Source organism: Promicromonospora sp. NPDC023987, from assembly GCF_040639055.1.
GTDB lineage: Bacteria > Actinomycetota > Actinomycetes > Actinomycetales > Cellulomonadaceae > Promicromonospora.
The window spans coordinates 105,893-127,103 of record NZ_JBEZZF010000003.1 but is presented as its reverse complement, the minus strand read 5'-3'; the positions used below and the strand labels follow the sequence as shown (position 1 = coordinate 127,103).

Sequence of the window (21,211 nt, the reverse complement as noted above, 5' to 3'; positions counted from 1 at the left end):
CAGAGCATCAGCAAGATCTGATCGGTACCCCCTGTTCACCTTTTTTCGCTCGCCGGCCCGCCAGGCCGAGTGAGCAGCACCTGACAAAGGAGCAACGCCATGGCGAAGCCTGTGGTGCGTAAGCCCAAGAAGAAGATCAACCCGCTCAAGTCGGCGAAGATCCACAACATCGACTACAAGGACACGGCGCTCCTGCGCAAGTTCATCTCCGACCGCGGGAAGATCCGCGCTCGTCGTGTCACCGGCGTCTCCGTGCAGGAGCAGCGTCAGATCGCGAAGGCCGTGAAGAACGCCCGCGAGATGGCCCTGCTGCCGTACACGTCGACGGCTCGCTGAGGAAGGGATCGAGAACAATGGCAAAGCTGATCCTGACCCACGAGGTGACCGGCCTGGGTGAGCCCGGCGACGTGGTTGAGGTCAAGGACGGGTACGCCCGTAACTTCCTCATCCCGCGTTCGCTCGCGACGCCCTGGACCAAGGGCGCCGAGTCCGACATCAACGCGATCCGCAAGGCTCGCAAGAGCCGCGAGATCGCCTCGCTGGACGAGGCGAAGTCCCTTGCGGCCTCGCTGTCCGCGAAGCCCGTCGTCGTCGCGGCGAACGCCGGCCCTGGTGGCCGTCTGTTCGGTGCGGTGACCACGGCGGACATCGCCGGTGCGGTCTCCGCCGCCGGCGGCCCGTCCGTCGATAAGCGCAAGATCGAGATCGGTCAGTCCATCAAGACGACCGGTGACTTCACCGTGTCGATCCGTCTGCACCCCGAGGTGTCGGCCAAGATCGGTGTGAAGGTCGTCGCCGACTGAGCTGACGCTCGGTTGATCGCCTGATCGCGAGAAGGCCCTGGCTTCCCCCTGTGGGGGAGACCAGGGCCTTCTGCGTGCTCGGTGCTCTACAAATCCTTGTGCCGCTCTCGGCAGTAGGTTAGATATAAGTGCCAGACCACTCACTCGATGGCGAGGAGATGTCATGTTCCGGCACAACGGGGCGGCCGCGGTCCGCCTGACGATCGCAGCGACGACGGTCGCCACCACGGCACTCACGCTCAGCGCCTGTGGCAGCGGCGCCCCGGAGTCCGACGGGACGGTCACCGTCTGGACCGTCGAGACCCAGCCCGAACGCCTCGCGATCCAGGAGGAGGCCATGACCGCCTGGGCCGAGGAGTCCGGCGTCGAGACCGACCTGGTGCCGGTCGAGGAGGACCAGGTGTCCCAGCTCCTGTCCGCGGCGGCGCTCTCCGGCGACGACATGCCGGACGTCGTCAATGCGATCAGCCCAGGCCTGGTCCGGTCCTTCGACCGGGACGGCTATCTCGATCGCGAAGCGGCGGCCCAGGTCGTCGAGGCGCTCGGCGAGGACACGTTCGCGCCGCTGGCCCTGGAGCTGACCAGCGACGGCGACGAGCTGCTCGCCGTGCCGTCGGACGCCTGGCCGATGATGGTCTACTACCGCACCGACCTCTTCGAGGAGGCCGGCCTGAAGCCACCCGCCACCTACGACGACCTGCGCATGGCCGCGGAGCAGCTCACGACCACGGGCCGGCACGGGATCACGCTCGCCACGGACGCTGCCGACCCGTTCACCCAGCAGGTCCTTGAGTTCCTGGCGCAGGGCAACGGCTGCGAGCTGGTGGACGACGCCGGCGAGGCGACCCTCGACAGCCCCGAGTGCACCGAGATGATCGAGCTCTACGCCGACCTGGCCGGCGAGCTCTCACCCGACGGGACGCAAGGCGTCGAGTCCACGCGGTCGTCGTACTTCGCCGGACAGGCGGCGATGACCATCTGGTCCTCGTTCCTGCTGGATGAGATGGCCGGCCTGCGAGAAGAGTTCACGCCGTCGTGCGACGAGTGCGCCGACGACCCGGGCTGGCTCGCCGAGAACACCGGGGTGGTTCCGGTGGTCGAGGGCCCGTCCGCGAGCGGGGAGGCTGCTGGGTACGTCGAGTTCGTGTCGTGGGGCATCACCGACGGCGCCGACCCGGAGACCGCGGACTTCGTGGAGTACATGATGTCCGACGCGTACGTGGACTGGCTGGCCATGGCCCCGGAGGGCAAGGTGCCCGTACGTGCCGGCACCGCCGACAACCCCACCGAGTACACGGATGCGTGGTCGGAGCTGCAGATCGGCGTCGACTCCAAGAAGTCCTTCTCCGACGTCTGGCCGGCCGAGGTGACCGACACCCTGGCCGCGGCACCCGAGTCGGCGGACCGCTGGGCGCTGCCGCAGGGCCAGGGTGCGATCCTCGGCCCGATCACGAGCGAGCTGCCGCTCGCCAAGGCCGCTGCGGACCTCGGGTCGGGCAGCGTCGACGCCGCCGAGGCGCAGACGGCCATGCAGGACGCTGTCACCGAGATAGCCACCCGCGACTGACCCCCATGGCGTCGACGCTACGGCGAGTGGAGAACCGGGACGGGATCACCCTGGTCACGCCCGTGGTGCTGGTGGTGGCAGCGATCATCGTGGTCCCGATCATGTGGACCGTGGTGCTGTCCTTCCAGGACGCGCGGTACGTGGACGTGGCGCGCAACGGGTTGTTCAACGAGCTCACGCTCGACAACTACGCGGACGTGCTCACCGCGCCCCCGTTCTGGCAGGCGCTGCTCACCACCGTCGAGTACTCGGTCGCCACCACCGTCGGCTCGATCACGGTAGGCCTGGTTGCGGCGCTCGCGTTCCGTGACCGGTTCCGGTTCCGCGCGCCGCTCCGGGCGGTGATGCTGCTCCCGTACGTGGCGCCGGTCGTGGCCACGACGTTCGTGTGGCAGGTGGCGCTGAACCCCCAGTACGGCGTCGTGAACGCGTTCGGCACCCAGGTGCTCGGGTGGGAGCACCCGGTCAACTTCCTCAGCTCCGCGCCGACGGCGCTCCTCACCGTCATCGTCTTCGACATCTGGCGCTACTTCCCGTTCGCGTTCATGTTCCTCGGCGCGGCCCTGACCGGCCTCAGCCGCGAGATCGAGGAGGCAGCGGTGGTCGACGGCGCCACGCCGCTGCAGAAGTTCTGGTTCGTGGTGCTGCCCCAGCTGCTGCCCACGGTGGCGTTGCTCGTGCTGTTCCGCATGGTGATGGCCTTCAACGAGTTCGAGGACGTCTACCTGCTCACCGGTGGCGCCGCCGGTACGCAGGTGGCCTCGGTGCGGGTGTTCGAGCAGCTCACCGGGTCGAGCGACATCGGAGGCGCGAGTGCGACCGCCGCTGTGATGGCCGTGTTCCTCGGCGTCGCGCTCGCGATCTATCTGCGTCTCACGGCCAAGCAGAGGGAGGCGTGATGAGTGCCGTCTCCGCCCAGACCAACGTGCTTCGGGTGCTGCGCGTCGGCGTGATCGTGGCGCTCGTGGTGGCGACGGTGGTGCCGTTCCTCTACATGCTGTCGCTGAGCTTCGTGCGCATCGACGACCTGCTGCGCGAGCCGTTGCGCGTGCTGCCCGCCCTCGAACGGATCACCACCGATACCTACGTCGAGGTGCTCCGGTCGGAGGACGACGGCGGCTACGGGTTCGCGCGGTTCATGCGTAACTCCGCGATCGTCGCGGTGTCGGCGTCGGCCCTGACCGTAGCGCTCGTGGTCCCGGCGTCGTACGCGTTGACAAGGCTGCGGTTCGCCGGCCGCACGCAGGTCTCGTGGCTGTTCCTGGCCGTGTACCTGTTCCCGACCATCATCATCGCGGTTCCGGTGTTCGTCGGCTTCCAGGTTCTGGGACTTGGCTCGTCCCTGGTGGGCCTCGTGATCGCCTACATCGCCCTGACGGTGCCCGTCTCGGTGCACATGCTGCGCAACTACCTCGCGGGCATCCCGGAGTCGATCGACGAGGCAGCGGTGATCGACGGTGCCTCCCGCTTCCAGATCCTGACTCGCATCACGGTGCCGCTCGCGCTCCCGACCATCATGTCGACCGCCCTGTACTCGTTCATGATCGCCTGGAACGAGTTCCTGTTCGCGCTCCTGTTCCTGTCCGCCAAGCAGGACCTGTGGACGGTGTCGCTCGGGCTCACCCGGCTCGCGGACGGCCAGGAGGTGTCGAAGACGGTCCTCATGGCGGGCAGCGTCCTCCTCACGGTGCCGATCGTGATCCTGTACGGGGTGGCCGAGCGGGCCCTTACCGAGGGACTGACCGCCGGGGCCGACAAGGGCTAGCGAGCGCAGGCGGGCGACGCCCGGTTGGCTAACGATTTCCACCGATCCACAACCGCGGGTGATCTTCTCCGCTTTACTGAGTTGTGATCAGTAGAAGCGTTCCGCAGGGCCTCGACCGCCGGTACCTTCAGCGCAGACGCCCGCGCTGACGGGCTTCGTGCTCGCCAACGGCGGCGAGCCCGGCGGGTAATGGCGCCGGTCGGACAACTTTTCCGCGGGGCAAGGAAGCCCGCGGAGCGAGAGGCGAACCGATGACGCAGTTGCATGCATCCCGAGCAGCACAGCCAGGTCCAGCACCAACGATCCTGATGGCAGTGGGCGTCGCCCTCCTGCTCATCGGCGCGATCGTGGCCACAGCCTTCATGCTCCTGTTCCAGGGCGAGGTCGCGTCCGGCGCCGACCGGCTGGCCGACGGCGCAGGCGAGCTGAACGACGGCGTCCAGGCCGACCTGGTCTCGGGCGTCAGCGACCTCAGTGCCGGCGCCACGGAGCTGAACAGCGGCGTCCACGACAGCGTGGTGCCGGGTGTCGAGAAGCTCGCGGACGGTGCCGGGCAGCTCGACTCCGGAGCCGGCGAGCTCCGTGCGGGCGTGATCAAACTGCACGACGGATCCAAGAAGATTGCGGACGGCACCGCGGAGACCGCCAAGGATGTCTCCGACCTCGCGGATGCGTCGCTGCGGCTGACGGCTGGATCGACGAAGCTCGACGGCGGTCTGAGCCAGTTGAACACCAAGGCGCCGGAGCTGGCAGATGGTGCTGAGCAGCTCGCGGGCGGGTCTGCGCTGGTGCAGGCGGGAGTGGTGCGGTTGAACGGCAAGGCGCCGGAGCTTGTGGAAGGTGCGCGGCAGCTGGCGGACGGGACCGCTCAGATCTTCGCAGGCAACCAGCGGCTGAACGGAGGGCTGTCGCAGCTCAACGCGAAGAACGACGCGCTGCTGGGCGGGACCAGTTCCGTTCAGTCCGGAGTCGGAGAGCTGGCCGTGGGTGCGGCTGCCCTGGACACCGGCGTGAACCAGCTCGCCAGCGGTGTCCAGGAGCTCAACGCCAAGACGCCCGGCCTCGTCCAGGGTGCAGTCCGAACCGCGGAGGGAGCCAAGGGCGTCGCCGCAGGAGCCACTCCGGTCGCCGATGGTGTTGTCGCCGCACAAGCCGGTGCAACCACGCTGTCCACGAGCCTTGGTGGCCTCACCGCGGGCGCACAGCAGGTTCACAGCGGTACCGGCGATCTGGCGCTAAAGCTGGCTGCGCTGGCCAAAGCTACTGAGGACCCGGCTCTTCAGCGGAAGCTTGAAGCGCTGGCTGATTCGACGGGCGAGCTCCAGGTCGTTGCCGGCCAGGTCGCAGGTGGAACCGGCGAGGCTAAGTCTGGTGCCGACACGCTCGTTACCAAGCTGGGCAAGCTGTCTGACGGGGCGTCAGCCGTCGCGACCAGCTCTGCCGCCGTGGCGCAGGGCTCCGGCGAGGTGGCCGGCGGTGCACAGCTCGTGGCCGGTGGTGTCGAGACCCTCGCGGAGAAAGTGCCGGCTTTGGTTGCCGGTGCGGGACGGGTGAACGCCGGCAGCGCAGACTTGAGAACCGGGGTCGGCAGCCTTGCTCCCGGGATCCAGAAGTACGTGGCCGGCGTTGGCGATGCCTACGAGGGCAGCTCGACCCTCGTCGCGCGTGCCGAGGGGGCCGTGCCCGGCAGTGCCAAGCTCGCGGCCGGAGCCAGTGAACTTCAGGCCAAGCTGCCCGAGCTTCTCTCCGGCGCCACCCGGGTGGCCGACGGCAGCGCCGAGCTAGCAGGAAAGGCCCCGGAGCTCGTCTCCGGCGTCGAGCGCCTGCACACCGGCTCCGGGAAGCTCGTCGACGGCATCATCGAGGTCCGCGACCGCGTGGTCCCGAAGGTCGAGAAGTCCCAGCGCCTGGCCGACGGGTCGGTCACCCTCCGCGACGGTCTCAAGGACGCCCGGCAGGGCACCCGGGATCTCGCCAAAGGCACGGGTGCCCTCGACGACGGCACCCAGACGCTCGCGGCGGGCGCCACGGATCTGGCCGACGGCACGCAGCAGCTCGCCGACGGATCCGCCAAGCTGGCGTCCGGCACCACGGCCGTGGCCTCCGGTACCGAACGGCTGTCCGACGGTACCGGCAAGCTCCGCACCGACGTGGACGCCTCAGCGGCCGGACCCCTCGGCGTCGTCGTCATCATCGGCGCGGCGCTCGGCCTGCTCGCTGCGCTCGCGGGTCTGATCCTGCTGAACCGGCGTCGCGCCTGAGCTGAACCGACCGATCGCCGGGGCGGAGCACTCCGCCCCGGCGATCGTCATGTCACAGGTCGGCGAGCATGTTGGCCATCCGGTCGATCTCGGCCATCTGATCAGCGGCGATGTTGGTCGCCAGCTCGATGACCCGCTCCTCGCTGCCCGAGCCCGCGACCTCTTCGCACATGGTCAGTGCACCCTCGTGGTGCTTGATCATGCCCTCGAGGAACAGCCGGTCAAACTCGGTCCCGGACGCCTTCTTGAGCGCTGCCATCTCGGCGTCGGTCAGCATCCCCGGCATCTCGTCGGCATCGTGGCCGTGCTCCGGCGCCCGAGGGCCGGAGCCGTCCCCGCCCTCGACGTCGAGGGGCACGGGGTAGTCGTTCTCCTCGAGCCAGCCGGACATCAGGTCGATCTCGCTGTCCTGCACGACGTCGATGCGGTCGGCGAACTTCTTCACCTGCTCGGAGGCGCTGCGCTCCGGGACCAGGCCGGCCATGTCGGTCGCCTGCCCGTGGTGCAGGATCATGTCGCTCAGGAACGCGGCATCATCCTTGGAGAACGGCGCCTGGGCGGGGCGTCCTTCGTAGTCCTCGGGGGCGATCGTCTCGGCCTGCTCGCCGGGCTTTCCCGGTTGCAGGACGACGGAGCTGGGCGTCGAGACGGCCTCCGGCTCGTCGTCGGACCCTGTGCAGGCGGCCAGGCCGAGGGTGAGCGGCACCAGGATGACCAGGCCGAGCACCGTTGCTCGCGGCGGCACGAGCCGATGCCGTACCGCACGACGTCCGCGTGCCGGGCCGCGTCGTCGGGCCTTCGGGGAACCGGCCTCGATCTCTGTCTCCACGCGAAGATCCTCCCAGGCGGCTTGTCACTGCTGTGTAAATTCTTGACTCGGATCTGGCGTCGAATTGGTGTGATGCACGACACTCGCGATGGACCCTACCAAGGAGGTGTGACGCCATTGCGTCGTCCAACCTTTACCCGATCGCATGCCCGGGGCGCCGCTGCTGCCGTCCTCGCGGCGGCTCTTACGGCGGGAACGTTCGCCTTCGCGGCACCGAGTCTGGCCTCGCCGGACGACAGTGAGGCCGCACCGACCACCACCACATCGACATCGTCGTCCGCGGCCGAGCCCGACGTACCCCCGGGCGAGACCGAGTCCTCGAAGATCACGCACCTGAGCAACCAGCCCAAGAACGGCGCACTGATGAGTACCGGCTCGGACATCGCGTTCCAGGGCAAGTACGCGTTCGCCGGCAACTACGACGGCTTCACCGTCTACGACCTCTCCGACCCGGAGAACCCGGAGCAGGTCGTCCAGGTCTCCTGCCCGGGTGGCCAGAACGACATCTCCGTCTACAAGGACGTCCTGGTGCTGTCGACGGACTCGTCGCGCAGCGACGACTCGTGCGAGTCGACGTCCATGCCGGCCACCGAGAAGGCGGCGTGGGAGGGCATCAAGGTCTGGGACATCTCCAACCCGCTGGAGCCGGAGTACGTCCAGTCCGTCGAGACGAGCTGTGGGTCGCACACGCACTCACTCGTGCCGTCCAAGAACAAGCGGGACCTGTACGTGTACGTCTCCTCGTACTTCCCGTCGGAGACGTACCCGGACTGCCAGCCGCCCCACGACACCATCTCGATCGTGAAGGTCCCGTTGCGGACGCCGGAGTCGGCACGCGTCGTCTCGACGCCGAACCTGTTCCCGGACGGCGGCTACAAGGGCGACGACCGTGGTTCGTACACGGAGACCACCGGTTGCCACGACATCACCACCTACGCCAAGTACGACCTGGCCGCCGGTGCGTGCATGGGTGACGGCATCCTGATGGACATCCGGGACCGGGAGCGCCCACGGGTGATCAGCAGGGCTCGGGACACGGAGAACTTCGCGTTCTGGCATTCCGCGACCTTCAACAACGACGCCACCAAGGTGGTCTTCACCGATGAGCTGGGCGGCGGTGGTCTGGCGACGTGCAACGACGAGTTCGGCCCGACGCTCGGCGCCAACGGCATCTACGACATCAAGCGCAAGTGGTTCGGCAAGAAGGAGCTCGCCTTCAGGTCGTACTACAAGATTCCGCGCACCAACTCGGAGAACGAGAACTGTGTGGCGCACAACGGTTCGCTGATCCCGGTTCGGGGCAAGGACCTGATGGTGCAGTCGTGGTACCAGGGTGGCGTCTCGGTGTTCGACTTCACGGATTCCCGCAACCCGCGTGAGGTCGCCTGGTTCGACCGCGGCGAGGGCGTGAGTGGTGGTGGCACCTGGTCCACGTACTACTACAACGGGTATGCGTACTCGAACGATCTGGCCATCGGCTTCGACACCTTCGAGATCGACGACTCGATCGACCGCCGCGCCGAGCGCGTGCGGATGAGCTCGCTCAACCCGCAGATGCAGGAGCCGTTCGGCCGCTGACGCGTCCACGAGCAGGGAACGCGCCCGTCTCGGGCGTACCAGGCTGCCCGACGGCGGTGGGGTGCTTTCCGTACGGAAGGTGCCCCGTCCGCCGTCGGGCAGTGTTGTGTCGCTTGGGGCAATTGTCACCACTGTGTAAAAGATCACCATGAGTCTGGTGCTGAGAGGTTTCTGTGAGTGACACTGCCTCAACCGACCTAGGAGGTGTGACGCCCGTGCGTCGTCCAACCTTTACTCGATCTCGCGCTCGGGGCGCCACTGGCGTCGCCCTGACAGCGTTCTTCGCTGCGGCGGCAGTGGCACTCGCAGGACCCGTTGCGGCATCGGTCGCCGAGCCGGACGTACCGCCGGGCGAGACCGCGTCCTCGAACATGACCCACCTGAGCAACCAGCCGAAGAACGGCGCGCTGCAAGGCACCGGCTCGGACATCGCGTTCCAGGGCAAGTACGCGTTCGCCGGCAACTACGACGGGTTCACCGTCTACGACCTGTCGGACAAGAAGAACCCGGAGCAGGTACTGCAGGTCTCCTGCCCGGGCTCGCAGAACGACATCTCCGTCTACAAGAACGTCCTCGTGCTGTCGACGGACTCGTCGCGCAGCGACGACTCGTGCGAGTCGACATCGCTTGAAGCAACCAACAAGGAAGCCTGGGAGGGCATCAAGGTCTGGGACATCTCCAACCCGCTGGAGCCGGAGTACGTCCAGTCCGTCGAGACCAGCTGCGGTTCGCACACGCACTCCCTGGCCCCGTCGAAGAACGGCCGGACTGTCTACGCGTACGTGTCGTCGTACTCGCCGAGCGCCACCTATCCGGACTGCCAGCCCCCGCACGACAGCATCTCGATCGTGAAGATCCCGGTGAAGAACCCGGCCTCGGCCGAGCTGGTCGCCACGCCGAACCTCTTCCCGGACGGTGGCTACGAGGGTGACCGGGAGCGTCGCGCCTCCACCACGAGCGGCTGCCACGACATCACCACCTACGCCAAGTACGACCTGGCCGCCGGTGCGTGCATGGGCGACGGCATCCTGATGGACATCAAGGACCGCGAGCGTCCCCGCGTGATCAGCCAGGTGCGGGACACGGAGAACTTCGCGTTCTGGCACTCGGCGACCTTCAACAACGACGCCACCAAGGTGGTCTTCACCGACGAGCTCGGTGGCGGCGGCCTCGCGACGTGCACCGGCGAGTTCGCGCCGGAGCTGGGCGCCAACGGCATCTACGACATCGAGCGCGAGCGCCACGGCAAGACGGAGCTCGAGTTCGCGTCGTACTACAAGATCCCCCGGATCAACACCGCCGAGGAGAACTGTGTGGCGCACAACGGTTCGCTGATCCCGGTCAAGGGCAAGGACCTGATGGTGCAGTCCTGGTACCAGGGCGGCGTCTCGGTGTTCGACTTCACCGACTCGGAGAACCCGCGTGAGGTCGCCTGGTTCGACCGCGGCGAGGGTGTGAGTGGTGGCGGCACCTGGTCCACGTACTACTACAACGGGTACGCCTACTCGAACGACCTCTCGATCGGCTTCGACACTTTTGACATCGACGACTCGATCGATGGCCGTGCCGAGCGGGTCAAGCAGCGCAGCCTGAACCCGCAGATGCAGACGCCGTTCGGACGCTGATGCTGATCTCTCCTTCGAGGCCTAAGTTCCTCCGCTTTGAGCCGTACGAGAGCGAACTAACTTAGGCCTCGAAGGAGAGCGCGGGCCTGGACAGCGCGAACCAGGCGCCGGATGAGGGGTTTCCGTGATGGCGCCGGCGGGGGTGCGTATGGCAATGTCCCGGACATGACGCCCCAGGACTCGACGACCGAGGAGACCACTCCGTCCTCACCCCGCAAGGTCCCTGCTTCGTCGCGGAACCCTGCGGGGGCCCCGGACTCGTCGTCGGATGGCGCGCCGGAAGGTGAGGCCGCGGCGACGCCGTCGGCCTATGGGCTGGGGCGGCGCCTCCGGATCATGGGGGCCGTCCTCGCCGGCGGGCTCGCCGTGGTGCTGGCGCTGCTGCTCTGGCTCGGCGTGCTGGTCCCGGCCAAGCAGGAGGCGGCCGGATACTCCGCCGCGGACTCGGCCTACGCCGCGACGGCGATCGAGCACAACGCGCAGGCCGTGCAGCTCGCCGCGCTCGCGCCCGGGCGGTCCACCGACGACGCCGTGCTCGCCCTGGCCGTCGACGTGGGCGAGGCCTCGGTCGGGCGGGTCAGCGAGCTCGCCGGCTGGCTCGAGGAACGGGAGATCGCGGTGCCCGCAGCGGGCCGGGAGGCGATCGCCCTCGCCGCGGACGGGCTCGACACCGAGCTGCCCGACGACGGCAGCGGGCCACGGTCGGGGGCCGGCGCGCACTCGCACGAGGGCGGCAACCACGGCATGCTCACCGACGAGCAGGTCGACGCGATCGCCGCGCTCGACGGGTCGGAGTTCGACATCGCGCTGTTGTCAGCGCTCGTCGAGCACCACTACGGCGGGCTGCAGCCGGCCGACGAGGAGATCGCCGCGGGCAAGGACACCGAGGCAAAGGCGCTGGCACAGGCCGAGGCCGACGCGATCCGCATCGAGGTGGTGGAGGTCCGCGACGTGCTCGCGGCCATCGGCGGGCCGGGGTCCAACGACGGGTCCGGCTCGTAGCGGAGCGGTCGGCGCGCCGTCAGGGCGCCGTCAGGAAGATGTCGAACAGCTCCGGGTGGTGTCCGTGCACCAGGACGGCGAACACCACGGCGTCGAACAGCAGGTGCACCGCCACGACGTAGCTGAGCGACTTGAACTTCGCGAAGATCCAGCCCTGGACGAGCGCGAACGGCACCGTCAGCAGCGGACCCCACTCGCGGTAGCCGAGCTCCCACAGGAACGACACGAAGATCATCGACTGCAGCAGGTTGGCCTGCCACATCGGGAAGTGCCGGCAGAGCAGGGCGAACACCACGCAGATGAAGAACAGCTCGTCCCAGATGCCGACGGCGTTCACCCCGACGAACAGCCGCCAGATGTCCTGGGTCCCCTCTAGGTCCGGCCAGTTCAGGTACGCGCCCGAGCCCAGGAAGTAGAACGGCAGCAGCACGTACCCGAGCGCCACCACGGCGGCGAGGTAGACCCACTGCCCGCGGGTCCAGCGACGTCCGGTCAGCACCGGGAACTGGATGGTGTCCTGCTTCAGCACGAACCGGGAGAGTGCCCACGGCACCAGCACGGACCCGCCGAGCGCCAGCGTGAAGCGCAGCATCCCGGCGTCGGACAGGTCCGCCTGCAGCGAGATCATCGAGATGATCCCCATGCCGACGCCGATCAGGGCCAGGTCCCGGCCCAGGGCGCGGTCGGCCCACAGCCCCAGCGCGATGCCCACCACCAGCGGCACGTACGCGACGGGCCGGATGTGGATGGCGAAGAGCAGGATCGCCGACGCCGAGACCAGGAAGGCGGCGGTGAGGCGCGCGGGGCCGACGAGCCGGCCGGGCAGGGTGAGGTTCACGGGGTCGAGGCTCCCACATCTGGACGCGGCGGTGTGGAGCCGTGCGTGGTCGGTAGTACGTCGGGTCAGGTCAGGTCGTCGTGATCCCCCCGCGTCCAGGCGGCGTGGCGGTCCGCGGAGCGGAGCACTACCTGGCGGGCGTCGGTGGGGATGACGCCGTCGAAGTTGTTGTAGAGCCGGTCGAACTGGAACCGGCTCACGTGGTGGGCGACCCGCTGGACCACGGGTCCGGACAGGGGGATGCGGTTGGGGTAGCTGCGCATGAAGGACACGGAGGTGCGGTCGGGGTTGGCGAAGATCGTGTCGCCGCTGAGCAGGACGCCCTTGCCGGCGGCTCCGGGGGCCCAGTGCGCTACGGCGGAGCCGGGGAAGTGTCCGCCGGGCTGGCTCAGGGTGATGCCGGGCAGGATCTCGCGGTCGCCCTGCCACAGCTGGACGGCGTCGTCGGGGCGGGCGAGCCAGTGCGCGTCGGGTGTGCTGATCAGGATGGGGACACCGCCGAGGCGGCGGCTCCACTCGACCTGGACGCCGTACATGTGTGGGTGGCTGGCCACGATGTACGCGAGGCCGCCCAGGCCCTGGACGGCGGCGATGCCTGCGTCATCGACATAGCCAGGGACGTCGAACATCAGGTTCCCCCGCGCGGTCCGGACGACCTTCGCGGTGGGGCCGATGCCGACGTCGGGCACCGTGGTGAGGCCGAACAGGTCGGGCTCCAGCTCCTTGACCGCGATGCTCTGCCCCTCGGCCGCGAGCTCCTCAAGCGTCGTCCAGTGCTGCCCGTCGGCGGGCACCCACTGGCGTTCGTCGGCGCAGATGGCGCAGACGTCGGGCCGGGACGCGTGCTCCACGCCGCACGTGCGGCAGATCCAGAACGTCATTCGACTGCTTCCCTTCGTCGGGCTCGTGCTCGGTCACAATGCGCCTCGGCGTGCGCCGTGTCCAGCACATTCGCCCGACCGCGAAAGCCCCGGCCGATCCCCGCGCGCGGCCGCCCGGCCCGCACGTCGTCCGCGCCCTGCCCGCGCGTCGCCCCGCGTGTCGCCGGGTGAATCGTTTCGGATCGCCGACGGCTCTGGCGCCGGAGCCACGCGGTCCATAGGCTCGTGGCCACGTGCCTCTACATCGTTGTAGGGCTGGGTTCTCAAGGAGGAGTGACCATGGCACCAACGTCACCACGTCGCCCGCGGCTTCTCGCCGCCGGGGCAGCAGCACTGTCGGTAGTCGTCTCCCTGCTCGCCGCGCCGGGGGTCGCGGCAGCGCCGACCAGCGCACCGCTCACGACGGCGTCGCCCGGCGGCTCGACGTCGGATGTCGCGCGGGCCGCTGCCTGCGGTGACGGTGCTGACGCCCTTGTCACCGGCAGCCAGTCGTCGGGGTTCACGGCCACCTACCACGGGCAGACCGTCTACCAGGGCGAGTACTACATCACCGCGATCTGGGAGGCGATCGGTGCCCTCGACCCGGGTCGTACGAGCCAGGAGAAGGTGTCGGTCATGGCCAGCGCCTGGATCGGCAACAACACGATCGACCTGCCGAGCCACACGGCGTTCGAGGTCTGCGGCACCCTCGACACCGGCTACGTCGCCGGACGGGGCGCGATCCAGGCGATCGGGGTCCAGGACGTCTCCATCCCCACCCTGAACATGACGGGCGCACCGTACTTCGGGCTGCGCTTCGCCGACGTCGACGACCTGCACCTGGGCCAGATCGACCTGCGGATGACCGGCGGCATCGGTATCCGGTTCGAGCGGGACCTGCCCGGCAGCTCGAACGTCCGCATCGACTCCGTCTACGCCTCCGGCATGCCCGGCCACGCGATCGAGACCTGGCACATCGACGGCCTGCGGGTCGGCACCGTCACCGCGCGCAACGTCGGTGAATCAGGGCTGCTGATCCAGGGGACGAGCAACGCCACCATCGGGACGGTCGACGGCGAGAACGTCGGTACGGGCACCGGATACGCCACCTTCCGCATGGCCAACGACAACGGGCCGAACGTCACCGTGGACCACGTGCGGTCACGAGGCGGCGGCCGAGGCGTGTTCTGCGTGTCCAACTCGCGCGGCGCGCGCATCAACTCCGTCGACCTGGCGAACAACGGCAACAACTCGATCCTCATCGAGAACTGCTCGGACATCACCATCGCGGGCGGGACCGTCAACGGGGGCGGCGAGGTGCGGCTCGCCGCACGTTCCGAGTTCCCCAACAACCGGAACATCCACATCGCGCTCCGTGTGGACAACACCTCCGTGCGCGAGTCGCCGTGCGGGGAGAACACCACGTGGAACCTGAGCGGGAACGGCGCGCGCAACATCTGCTGACCCGCCGGGACCTGCAGCGCGATCTGCGGCCCACCGGGAGATGGCCTACGGCACTGACTCGCCGTACCGGGTACGGCGAGTCAGTACCGCAGGCCCGACACCAGCCCGGTCTCGCGCCGCTCCGTCTCCAGGCTCAGCGTCCCGGCTCCGTCTCCCGACTCCGTCTCCCGACTCAGCCTCAGGACGGAGGCGCTCCCGGCCCCGAGCCTCCTACGTTGGGAACATGGCCCTGCTACCGCGAACGTGCGAATCGAGCCGACGGAGCCTGCCGTGAGCGGGCCTGACCCGAACACCGCGGCGGCAGCCGGCGCCGGGCCCGCCGCGCCGCCACCGGCCGCCCGGCACCGGTGGATGCCCGCGCTGGCCGCCGCAGGATGCCTGGTAGCGGCGGTCGTCGCCGGCGGTCACCCGGTCGTGGGGCCGGTCACCGCAGGGGTCTCCGCCGCACTGGTCGTGGGGCTCGCCGGGATGTTCGGCACCCGGCGGCGTCCGCCGTCGGGCGCCCAGAGCGTCGCGGCGCTCGCGGCCTGCATCGTGGCGGCGGTCTGGCTGCTGCGCGGTGCGGGGGCGGTGCTGGAGGTGGCAGGCTTCGCCGGCGCCGGCTCCATCGCCCTGTGGCCGATCCCGCTCGTAATCGCACTCGGGCTGTACGGGCCGCTCAGCCGGATCGGAGCGCTCGGGCTGGTGAGCGACTGGTTTCTCCGGGGCACGATCAACCGGCCGGGACTGTGGCTCACCGCCGCGATCGTCCCGGTCGCGGCCCTGGTCCTCGTGCTCTGGTCCCTCGCGACAGGGGAGGACGGCAGCGGGTTCGACACGTACCGCCGGATCCTCGCTGACCAGGGGGCCGCTGTCCTGGTGCTCGGGGCGCTCGTGTTCTCCTTCGTCAACGCCGCCGCGGAGGAAGCCGCGTACAACGGCGTGGCGCAGCGGGCGTTCGGTCTCGACCTGGGCCGGGTCCTCGCGGTGGTGCTCGCTGCCGCGATGTTCGGTGCGTCCCACTGGTACGGCTTCCCGAACGGCTGGTGGGGCGTGCTCCTCGCGACGGCGTACGGACTGGTCCTGAGCGTGCTGCGGCAGGTATCGCACGGCCTGCTGCTGCCGTGGGTGGCGCACGTCCTGGCGGATCTCACGATCGTTGCCCTGCTGCTCACGCTCTGGTGACGCTCGGGTTCGCCGGCTCCTCCTTCAGGCGGAAGCGCGCACGCCCCAGGAGTTCCTACCCTGGGGGCATGGTCCATGCCCCACCCCGGTCCGAGACGCGGCCGCCCGACGTCGACCAACCCGCCGTCGGCGGTCCCGACGTGCCCGGGCGGCCCGGGCACCTGGCGGGCCTGCTCGACTGGTTCGGCGTCGACTCCGACTGGGAGCGGGTCCCCGCGGGCCGCGACGCCTACCGCAGGGACCTGCTGCTGGGCGCGGGGTTCGCGGTGCTGGCAGCCATCTCCGTCGAGCTCGGCCGCAGCATGGGCATCTTCGAGGAGGCGCGGGAGCCGCTGTGGCTGATCATCCTGCTCGCGGTGGTCAGCACGGCCCCGTTGGCCTGGCGCCGTCGCTACCCCCTGGTGTCGCTCGCTCTCGTGTACGGCATATGGCTCGGGCTCGGCCTGACGATCAGCGCGGTCACGGTGCTAATGCCGATGCAGGTGATGTACTTCGTCGCGCTGTTCACGGCAGTGGCCTGGGCGCGCGACCGGCGGGCGATGCTCGTGGTGGTCAGCATCTGCGTGCTGATGATGTTCACCTGGCTCATCTGGATGTTCGCGGTGCAGCAGGGCATGGAGACGCTCCTCGAGGAGTTCCCGACGCGCGCGGACTGGCCCGGTCTCATCGAGCCCTACCTCGCGAACGCCGTCTACCAGCTCATCACCAACATCGCGTTCTTCGGCGGCGCGGTGGTGGCGGGCCAGATGCAGTGGAACGCGGCCCGGCGCCGGCGGCAGCTCGCCGACCAGACGGACACCATCGAGAAGCAGGCCGCTGCACTCACGGACCAGGCCATCGTGACCGAGCGGGTGCGGATCGCGCGCGAGCTGCACGACGTCGTCGCCCACCACGTGTCGGTGATCGGTATCCAGGCGGCTGCGGCCCGCCGGGTGCTCGACCGTGACCCGGCCCGGACCGCTGAAGCGCTCGTCACCATCGAGCGCGAGTCGCGCGAGGGGGTCGCGCAGATGCGCAACCTGGTGGGGACGCTCCGCTCCGTGCCCGACGGCGGTGTCCGGGGCGGTCCGGCGAGGTCGGACGGCGGCGGCTCGCGGGCGCCGGAGCCGGGCCTGGCCGATCTCCCGGCGCTGACCGCCGCCGATCACGACGGCCTCGACACGACGTTCCGCCAGGTCGAGGAGCCACCCGGCGTCGCAGCCGACGTCACGGATCCCATGGGGCTCAGCCTCTATCGCACCGCCCAGGAGGCGATGGCGAACGTGCGCAAGCACTCGACGGCCCGGTCCGCGACGGTCACGCTGCGCGTGGTGCGGGCACCCGAGGCCGTAGCGGGCCAGCAGTTCGAGCACGGGTTCGCCGAGATCGAGGTGCTCGACGACGGGCGGCCGCGCCGCGGGACGTCCGGCTCCGGGCTGGGGCTGCTCGGGATCCGGGAGCGTACGGCGACCCACCAGGGCGTCGTCGACATCGGCACCAGGGCGACCGGCGGATTCCGGGTCCGGGTCCGGCTGCCGCTCCCCGCGCCCGGTGCCGAGGGTCGCGGCGCCCTCGGCACCGCCACCGACACAGCGACCACAGGCATCACCACAGGATCGGAGAGCGACGCGTGATCCGGGTACTGCTCGTCGACGACCAGGCGCTCGTGCGCTCCGGCTTCTCGCTCATCCTTTCGGTGGAGGACGACTTCGAGGTGGTCGGTGAGGCGCCCGACGGCGCCGCGGCGATCGAGCTGACCCGTGCACTGCGCCCGGACATCGTGCTCATGGACGTGCAGATGCCCGTCATGGACGGGATCGAGGCCACGCGCCGGATCGTCGCTGAGGACCTCGCGAAGGTGCTGGTGCTGACGACGTTCGACCACGACGAGTACGTGTTCGACGGGCTCGCGGCCGGGGCGTCGGGGTTCCTGCTGAAGAACTCGGACGCGGAGCACCTCGTCGAGGCCGTACGGACCGTGGCGGCCGGGCACGCCCTGCTCGCGCCGCAGATCACGCGCCGCGTGATCGAGCAGATGGTGGCGGGCGAGCGGCCGCTGCCGGGTGACACCGGTGCCCCTCGGCAGGCGCACGAAGCTGCCGTCGGAACCCGCCCCCGGCCGACGGTCGAGGCCTCTGACGGCCTGGCCCTCCTCACTCCGCGGGAGCGTGAGGTGCTGGAGCTGGTGGGTACCGGGCTGTCGAACGCGGAGATCGCAAAGACCCTGTACCTCGGCGAGGCGACGGTGAAGACCCACGTCTCGAACGTGCTGTCCAAGCTGCACCTGCGGGACCGGGTCCAGGCGGTGGTTCTCGCCCACCGCGTCGGGTTGGTGTGAGGCAGTGAACGGGACGACCGGTCAACGCTCTGTATTGGTAACCATCGAAACTAGTATGGTGTGCCGGTTCCCCCGTCGACGATGACCCTGGAGGCCCCCCGTGAACTCCCTCGTCCTGGCCGTCATCGGTATTGCACTGATGGTCGCCGGATATCTGCTGTACTCCAAGTTTCTCGGTAAGAAAGTTTTCCGACTCGATCCCGCCTTCAAGACCCCTGCGCACGAGCTGAACGACGGTGTGGACTACGTCCCCACCAACAAGTTCGTGCTCTGGGGCCACCACTTCACCTCCGTCGCAGGCGCGGCCCCCATCGTGGGCCCCGCCGTCGCCGTGATCTGGGGCTGGCTGCCCGCTGTGCTGTGGGTGACCATCGGCACCGTCTTCTTCGCCGGCATGCACGACATGGGCGCCCTCTGGGCGTCGCAGCGCCACAAGGGCCAGTCGATGGGCATGCTGTCGGGCAAGTACATCGGCACGCGTGGCCGGGCACTGTTCCTCGTCGTGATCTTCCTGCTGCTGCTCATGGTCGTCGCCGCGTTCGCGGTGGTCATCAAGAACCTGCTGATCAGCACTCCGTCGTCGGTCATCCCGGTGTGGGGCGCGATCCTCGTGGCCCTCGTGATCGGCCAGATGATCTATCGCTGGAAGATCAACCTGCTGGTCACCACCATCATCGGCGTCGTGGCGCTGTACGCGCTGATCATCGTCGGCGACGCCAACCCGATCGTCCTGCCCGACCCGATCCTTGGCATGTCGCCGGCGACCTTCTGGATCGTGGTGCTGTTCGTCTATGCGGGCATCGCGTCCCTGCTGCCCGTGTGGGTGCTGCTGCAGCCCCGCGACTACATCAACGGCGTCCAGCTCTTCATCGGCCTGGGCATCCTGTTCGGCTCCGTGCTGCTTTCGGCGCCGGCGATCGTCGCCCCGGCGATCAACCAGAACGTCCCCGAGGGCACGCCGCCGCTCGTCCCGCTGCTGTTCGTGACGATCGCCTGCGGCGCCATCTCGGGCTTCCACGGCATGGTGTCCTCCGGCACCTCGTCGAAGCAGCTCGACAAGGAGACGGACTCCCGGTTCGTCGGCTACTTCGGTGCGGTGGGTGAGGGTCTGCTGGCTCTCGGCGCGATCATCGCCGCGACGGCCGGCTACCGGACGCTCGCCGACTGGGAGGCCGTCTACACCGCGTTCAACGAGGGCGGTGTGGGCGCGTTCGTCGAGGGCGGCGGCAACATCCTCAACGCGGGCCTCGGCATCCCCCTTGGCCTGTCGGCCACGATCCTCGCCACCATGGCGGTCCTGTTCGCGGCGACGACGATGGACACCGGGGTACGCCTGCTGCGCTTCGTGGTCCAGGAGGCAGGGGAGCTCGCGAAGATCAAGGTCGGCGGCATCCTCGGTACGGTGATCGCGCTCGTCGTGTCCGTCGGCCTGGTGTTCAGCCTCGGGGCCGACGGCGAGGGCGGCATGCTGATCTGGCCGCTGTTCGGTACCACGAACCAGCTGCTGGCGTCCCTGACGCTGTCCGTGATCGCCGTGATCCTGCTGCGCAAGAAGATCAACCCGCTGCCGGTCGTGATCCCGCTCGCCGTGGTCATGGTCATGTCGATCTACGCGCTGGTGCTCCAGATCGGCACGTTCTACGCCGAGCAGAACTGGATGCTGCTGGTGCTCGACATCATCATCCTCATCGCCTCCCTCTGGGTGGCGCTGGAGGCGTTCATCGCCATGGGCAAGGCCCGCGGCGGTGTCGACGACGAGGACGACGCCGACAACAAGCCCGTCGCGAGCGTCGAGGGCTGACCTGTGCTCAGCCGCCGGTTCGGCACCGCCCGCCGGCGGCTGAGCGCTGTCTCCGAGGGGCTGCGCGAGTTCTACGTAGCGCCCTACCGCCGCACGTTCGCGCGCGCCCAGCGCGACGAGGACGACCTCTTCATGCTGCTCGTCCTGAGCGAGGCCCTCGGCGTGCCCAACCCGGCGTCGTACTACACGGCCGAGCTGCTCCCGCTCGTCTACGAGCGCGTGCACGAGTGGCACACCCGGATGGGCATGGACCGATCACCGCTGGAGGACGTGTCGTGCTGCTGACCGACGTCGTACGCGGTCGGCGCGTCCTGTTCCTGGGCGGGAAGGGCGGCGTCGGCAAGACCACGACGGCGTCCGCCCTGGCGCTCGCGCAGGCGCAGGCGGGCCGCCGGGTCCTGGTCGTCTCGACCGACCCCGCGCACAACCTGGGGCACCTCTGGCAGCGGGACGTGGGCGACGCCGTCGTGCCGCTGTGGAGGGCCGAGGCGGGCTCGGGCCGTTCGAACGGCACCGGTCCGAACGGCACGGGCCCGAACGGCGCGGGGCTCCTCGACGGCGTCGAGATCGATCCTCGGCGCACGACCGACGCACATCTGGCCCAGGTCGGGTCCACGCTGCGCCGCCTGATGCCGGACCACCTCGCCAAGGAGGTCGACCGGCATCTCGACCTCGCCAGGGACGCGCCGGGGACGCACGAGGCGGCGGTGCTCGAGCGGATCGCCGACGCAGTGGAGACGGGTCTGACCGACTACGACCTCGTCGTGTTCGACACCGCGCCGTCGGGACACACCGCCCGGCTCATGGCGCTGCCCGAGACGATGTCCGCCTGGACCGAGGGGCTTCTGCGGCGTCGCGACCGGGCCGACAAGTTCTCGGGTGCACTCTCCGGGCTCGGCGTGCGCGACCCGAAGGCGGAGCGGGACAGCGAGATCCGGCGCACGCTGCTGCGGCGCCGGGAGCGCTTCGAACGCCTGCGCTCGGTGCTCACCGACCCGGGGACGACGTCGTTCCTGCTGGTGCTGGCCGCGGAACGGTTGCCGGTGCTGGAGACCGTCGAGCTGGCCGGGACCCTGCGGAAGCTCGGTGTGCCGGTGGGTGGCTTGGTCGTCAACAAGCGCTCGCCCGCCGGCGCGGGCGGACTGCTCGCTGCCCGTCGCGCGCACGAGGACGAGTGGCTCGCGGTGCTGGACGCTGAGCTGGGCGACCTGCCGCGGGCCGAGTGCGAGCTGCTACCGGGCGAGGTCACGGGTGCCGCCGGTCTGGCGCAGTTCGGCGCGGCGCTGCGCTAGCCGGTGTCACCGATCGTTGACTTTCAGGACCGATGTCGCCGATCG

Annotated in this window: 19 protein-coding genes; 16 read left to right on the top strand and 3 right to left on the bottom strand. The window is 69.3% G+C overall.

Annotation, left to right across the window (positions count from 1 at the left end):
* Nucleotides 1-99: 99 nt before the first annotated feature.
* The 6 genes from rpsR (at nt 100) to AB0F40_RS02940 (ending at nt 6,396) form a co-directional block, all read left to right on the top strand.
* Nucleotides 100-336: a 30S ribosomal protein S18 gene (gene rpsR, locus AB0F40_RS02965; protein WP_116673133.1), complete on the top strand. Its 237-nt coding sequence runs from the start codon at nt 100-102 to the stop codon at nt 334-336.
* 17 nt (nt 337-353) lie between these two features.
* On the top strand, nt 354-803 hold the full coding sequence (gene rplI, locus AB0F40_RS02960; RefSeq protein ID WP_357463926.1) for a 50S ribosomal protein L9: 450 nt from the start codon (nt 354-356) through the stop codon (nt 801-803).
* 163 nt (nt 804-966) lie between these two features.
* Nucleotides 967-2,370: an extracellular solute-binding protein gene (locus tag AB0F40_RS02955; protein ID WP_357463923.1), complete on the top strand. Its 1,404-nt coding sequence runs from the start codon at nt 967-969 to the stop codon at nt 2,368-2,370.
* Between the two features lie 26 nt (nt 2,371-2,396).
* Complete coding sequence (locus AB0F40_RS02950; RefSeq protein ID WP_357463920.1) at nt 2,397-3,269, top strand: sugar ABC transporter permease; 873 nt, start codon at nt 2,397-2,399, stop codon at nt 3,267-3,269.
* Nucleotides 3,269-4,135, top strand: coding sequence for a carbohydrate ABC transporter permease (locus AB0F40_RS02945; RefSeq protein WP_357463917.1), 867 nt, complete (start codon nt 3,269-3,271; stop codon nt 4,133-4,135). Before AB0F40_RS02950 ends, AB0F40_RS02945 begins: the two co-directional genes overlap by 1 nt.
* A 308-nt stretch (nt 4,136-4,443) precedes the next feature.
* Nucleotides 4,444-6,396 (top strand): hypothetical protein, encoded by a 1,953-nt coding sequence (locus AB0F40_RS02940; protein WP_357463914.1) that lies wholly within the window; start codon nt 4,444-4,446, stop codon nt 6,394-6,396.
* Nucleotides 6,397-6,448: 52 nt separating this feature from the next.
* Here AB0F40_RS02940 and AB0F40_RS02935 read toward each other — a convergent pair whose 3' ends face one another.
* Nucleotides 6,449-7,225 (bottom strand): DUF305 domain-containing protein, encoded by a 777-nt coding sequence (locus AB0F40_RS02935; protein WP_357463911.1) that lies wholly within the window; start codon nt 7,223-7,225, stop codon nt 6,449-6,451.
* Nucleotides 7,226-7,342: 117 nt separating this feature from the next.
* Between AB0F40_RS02935 and AB0F40_RS02930 the strand changes: the two genes are divergently transcribed.
* From AB0F40_RS02930 to AB0F40_RS02920, 3 genes are all read left to right on the top strand, one after another.
* The gene (locus AB0F40_RS02930) at nt 7,343-8,803 is read left to right on the top strand and encodes a hypothetical protein (protein WP_357463908.1); all 1,461 of its coding nucleotides are present in this window, start codon (nt 7,343-7,345) and stop codon (nt 8,801-8,803) included.
* A gap of 296 nt (nt 8,804-9,099) precedes the next feature.
* On the top strand, nt 9,100-10,428 hold the full coding sequence (locus AB0F40_RS02925; RefSeq protein WP_357463904.1) for a hypothetical protein: 1,329 nt from the start codon (nt 9,100-9,102) through the stop codon (nt 10,426-10,428).
* A gap of 165 nt (nt 10,429-10,593) precedes the next feature.
* Nucleotides 10,594-11,430 (top strand): DUF305 domain-containing protein, encoded by an 837-nt coding sequence (locus AB0F40_RS02920; protein WP_357463901.1) that lies wholly within the window; start codon nt 10,594-10,596, stop codon nt 11,428-11,430.
* 19 nt (nt 11,431-11,449) lie between these two features.
* On the opposite strand, the gene AB0F40_RS02915 is transcribed toward AB0F40_RS02920, so the two are convergent.
* A complete protein-coding gene (locus AB0F40_RS02915; protein ID WP_357463898.1) occupies nt 11,450-12,268 on the bottom strand; it encodes a CPBP family intramembrane glutamic endopeptidase in 819 nt (272 codons plus the stop codon).
* 65 nt (nt 12,269-12,333) lie between these two features.
* Nucleotides 12,334-13,149 (bottom strand): hydrolase, encoded by an 816-nt coding sequence (locus AB0F40_RS02910; RefSeq protein ID WP_357463895.1) that lies wholly within the window; start codon nt 13,147-13,149, stop codon nt 12,334-12,336.
* Between the two features lie 279 nt (nt 13,150-13,428).
* On the opposite strand from AB0F40_RS02910, the gene AB0F40_RS02905 reads away from it, so the two are divergent.
* From AB0F40_RS02905 to AB0F40_RS02875, 7 genes are all read left to right on the top strand, one after another.
* Nucleotides 13,429-14,592, top strand: coding sequence for a right-handed parallel beta-helix repeat-containing protein (locus AB0F40_RS02905; protein ID WP_357463892.1), 1,164 nt, complete (start codon nt 13,429-13,431; stop codon nt 14,590-14,592).
* 270 nt (nt 14,593-14,862) lie between these two features.
* On the top strand, nt 14,863-15,756 hold the full coding sequence (locus tag AB0F40_RS02900) for a CPBP family intramembrane glutamic endopeptidase (RefSeq protein WP_357463889.1): 894 nt from the start codon (nt 14,863-14,865) through the stop codon (nt 15,754-15,756).
* Between the two features lie 68 nt (nt 15,757-15,824).
* A complete protein-coding gene (locus AB0F40_RS02895) occupies nt 15,825-17,369 on the top strand; it encodes a histidine kinase (protein WP_357463886.1) in 1,545 nt (514 codons plus the stop codon).
* Nucleotides 17,366-18,073, top strand: a complete 708-nt coding sequence (locus AB0F40_RS02890; RefSeq protein WP_357463883.1) for a response regulator transcription factor — start codon at nt 17,366-17,368, stop codon at nt 18,071-18,073. Before AB0F40_RS02895 ends, AB0F40_RS02890 begins: the two co-directional genes overlap by 4 nt.
* Nucleotides 18,074-18,173: 100 nt before the next feature.
* A complete protein-coding gene (locus tag AB0F40_RS02885) occupies nt 18,174-19,874 on the top strand; it encodes a carbon starvation protein A (protein WP_357463880.1) in 1,701 nt (566 codons plus the stop codon).
* A 3-nt stretch (nt 19,875-19,877) separates the two neighbouring features.
* A complete protein-coding gene (locus AB0F40_RS02880; RefSeq protein WP_357463877.1) occupies nt 19,878-20,159 on the top strand; it encodes a cory-CC-star protein in 282 nt (93 codons plus the stop codon).
* Nucleotides 20,153-21,166 (top strand): ArsA family ATPase, encoded by a 1,014-nt coding sequence (locus AB0F40_RS02875; RefSeq protein WP_357464061.1) that lies wholly within the window; start codon nt 20,153-20,155, stop codon nt 21,164-21,166. Before AB0F40_RS02880 ends, AB0F40_RS02875 begins: the two co-directional genes overlap by 7 nt.
* The last annotated feature ends 45 nt before the right edge of the window (nt 21,167-21,211 follow it).

Excerpts from the sequence above, each read along its gene's own strand:
- rpsR (WP_116673133.1), top strand. The coding sequence starts at position 100 with ATGGCGAAGCCTGTGGTGCGTAAGCCCAAGAAGAAGATCAACCCGCTC.
- rplI (WP_357463926.1), top strand. The coding sequence starts at position 354 with ATGGCAAAGCTGATCCTGACCCACGAGGTGACCGGCCTGGGTGAGCCC.
- AB0F40_RS02955 (WP_357463923.1), top strand. The coding sequence starts at position 967 with ATGTTCCGGCACAACGGGGCGGCCGCGGTCCGCCTGACGATCGCAGCG.
- AB0F40_RS02945 (WP_357463917.1), top strand. The coding sequence starts at position 3,269 with ATGAGTGCCGTCTCCGCCCAGACCAACGTGCTTCGGGTGCTGCGCGTC.
- AB0F40_RS02940 (WP_357463914.1), top strand. The coding sequence starts at position 4,444 with ATGGCAGTGGGCGTCGCCCTCCTGCTCATCGGCGCGATCGTGGCCACA.
- AB0F40_RS02920 (WP_357463901.1), top strand. The coding sequence starts at position 10,594 with ATGACGCCCCAGGACTCGACGACCGAGGAGACCACTCCGTCCTCACCC.
- AB0F40_RS02910 (WP_357463895.1), bottom strand. The coding sequence starts at position 13,149 with ATGACGTTCTGGATCTGCCGCACGTGCGGCGTGGAGCACGCGTCCCGG.
- AB0F40_RS02905 (WP_357463892.1), top strand. The coding sequence starts at position 13,429 with ATGGCACCAACGTCACCACGTCGCCCGCGGCTTCTCGCCGCCGGGGCA.
- AB0F40_RS02895 (WP_357463886.1), top strand. The coding sequence starts at position 15,825 with ATGGTCCATGCCCCACCCCGGTCCGAGACGCGGCCGCCCGACGTCGAC.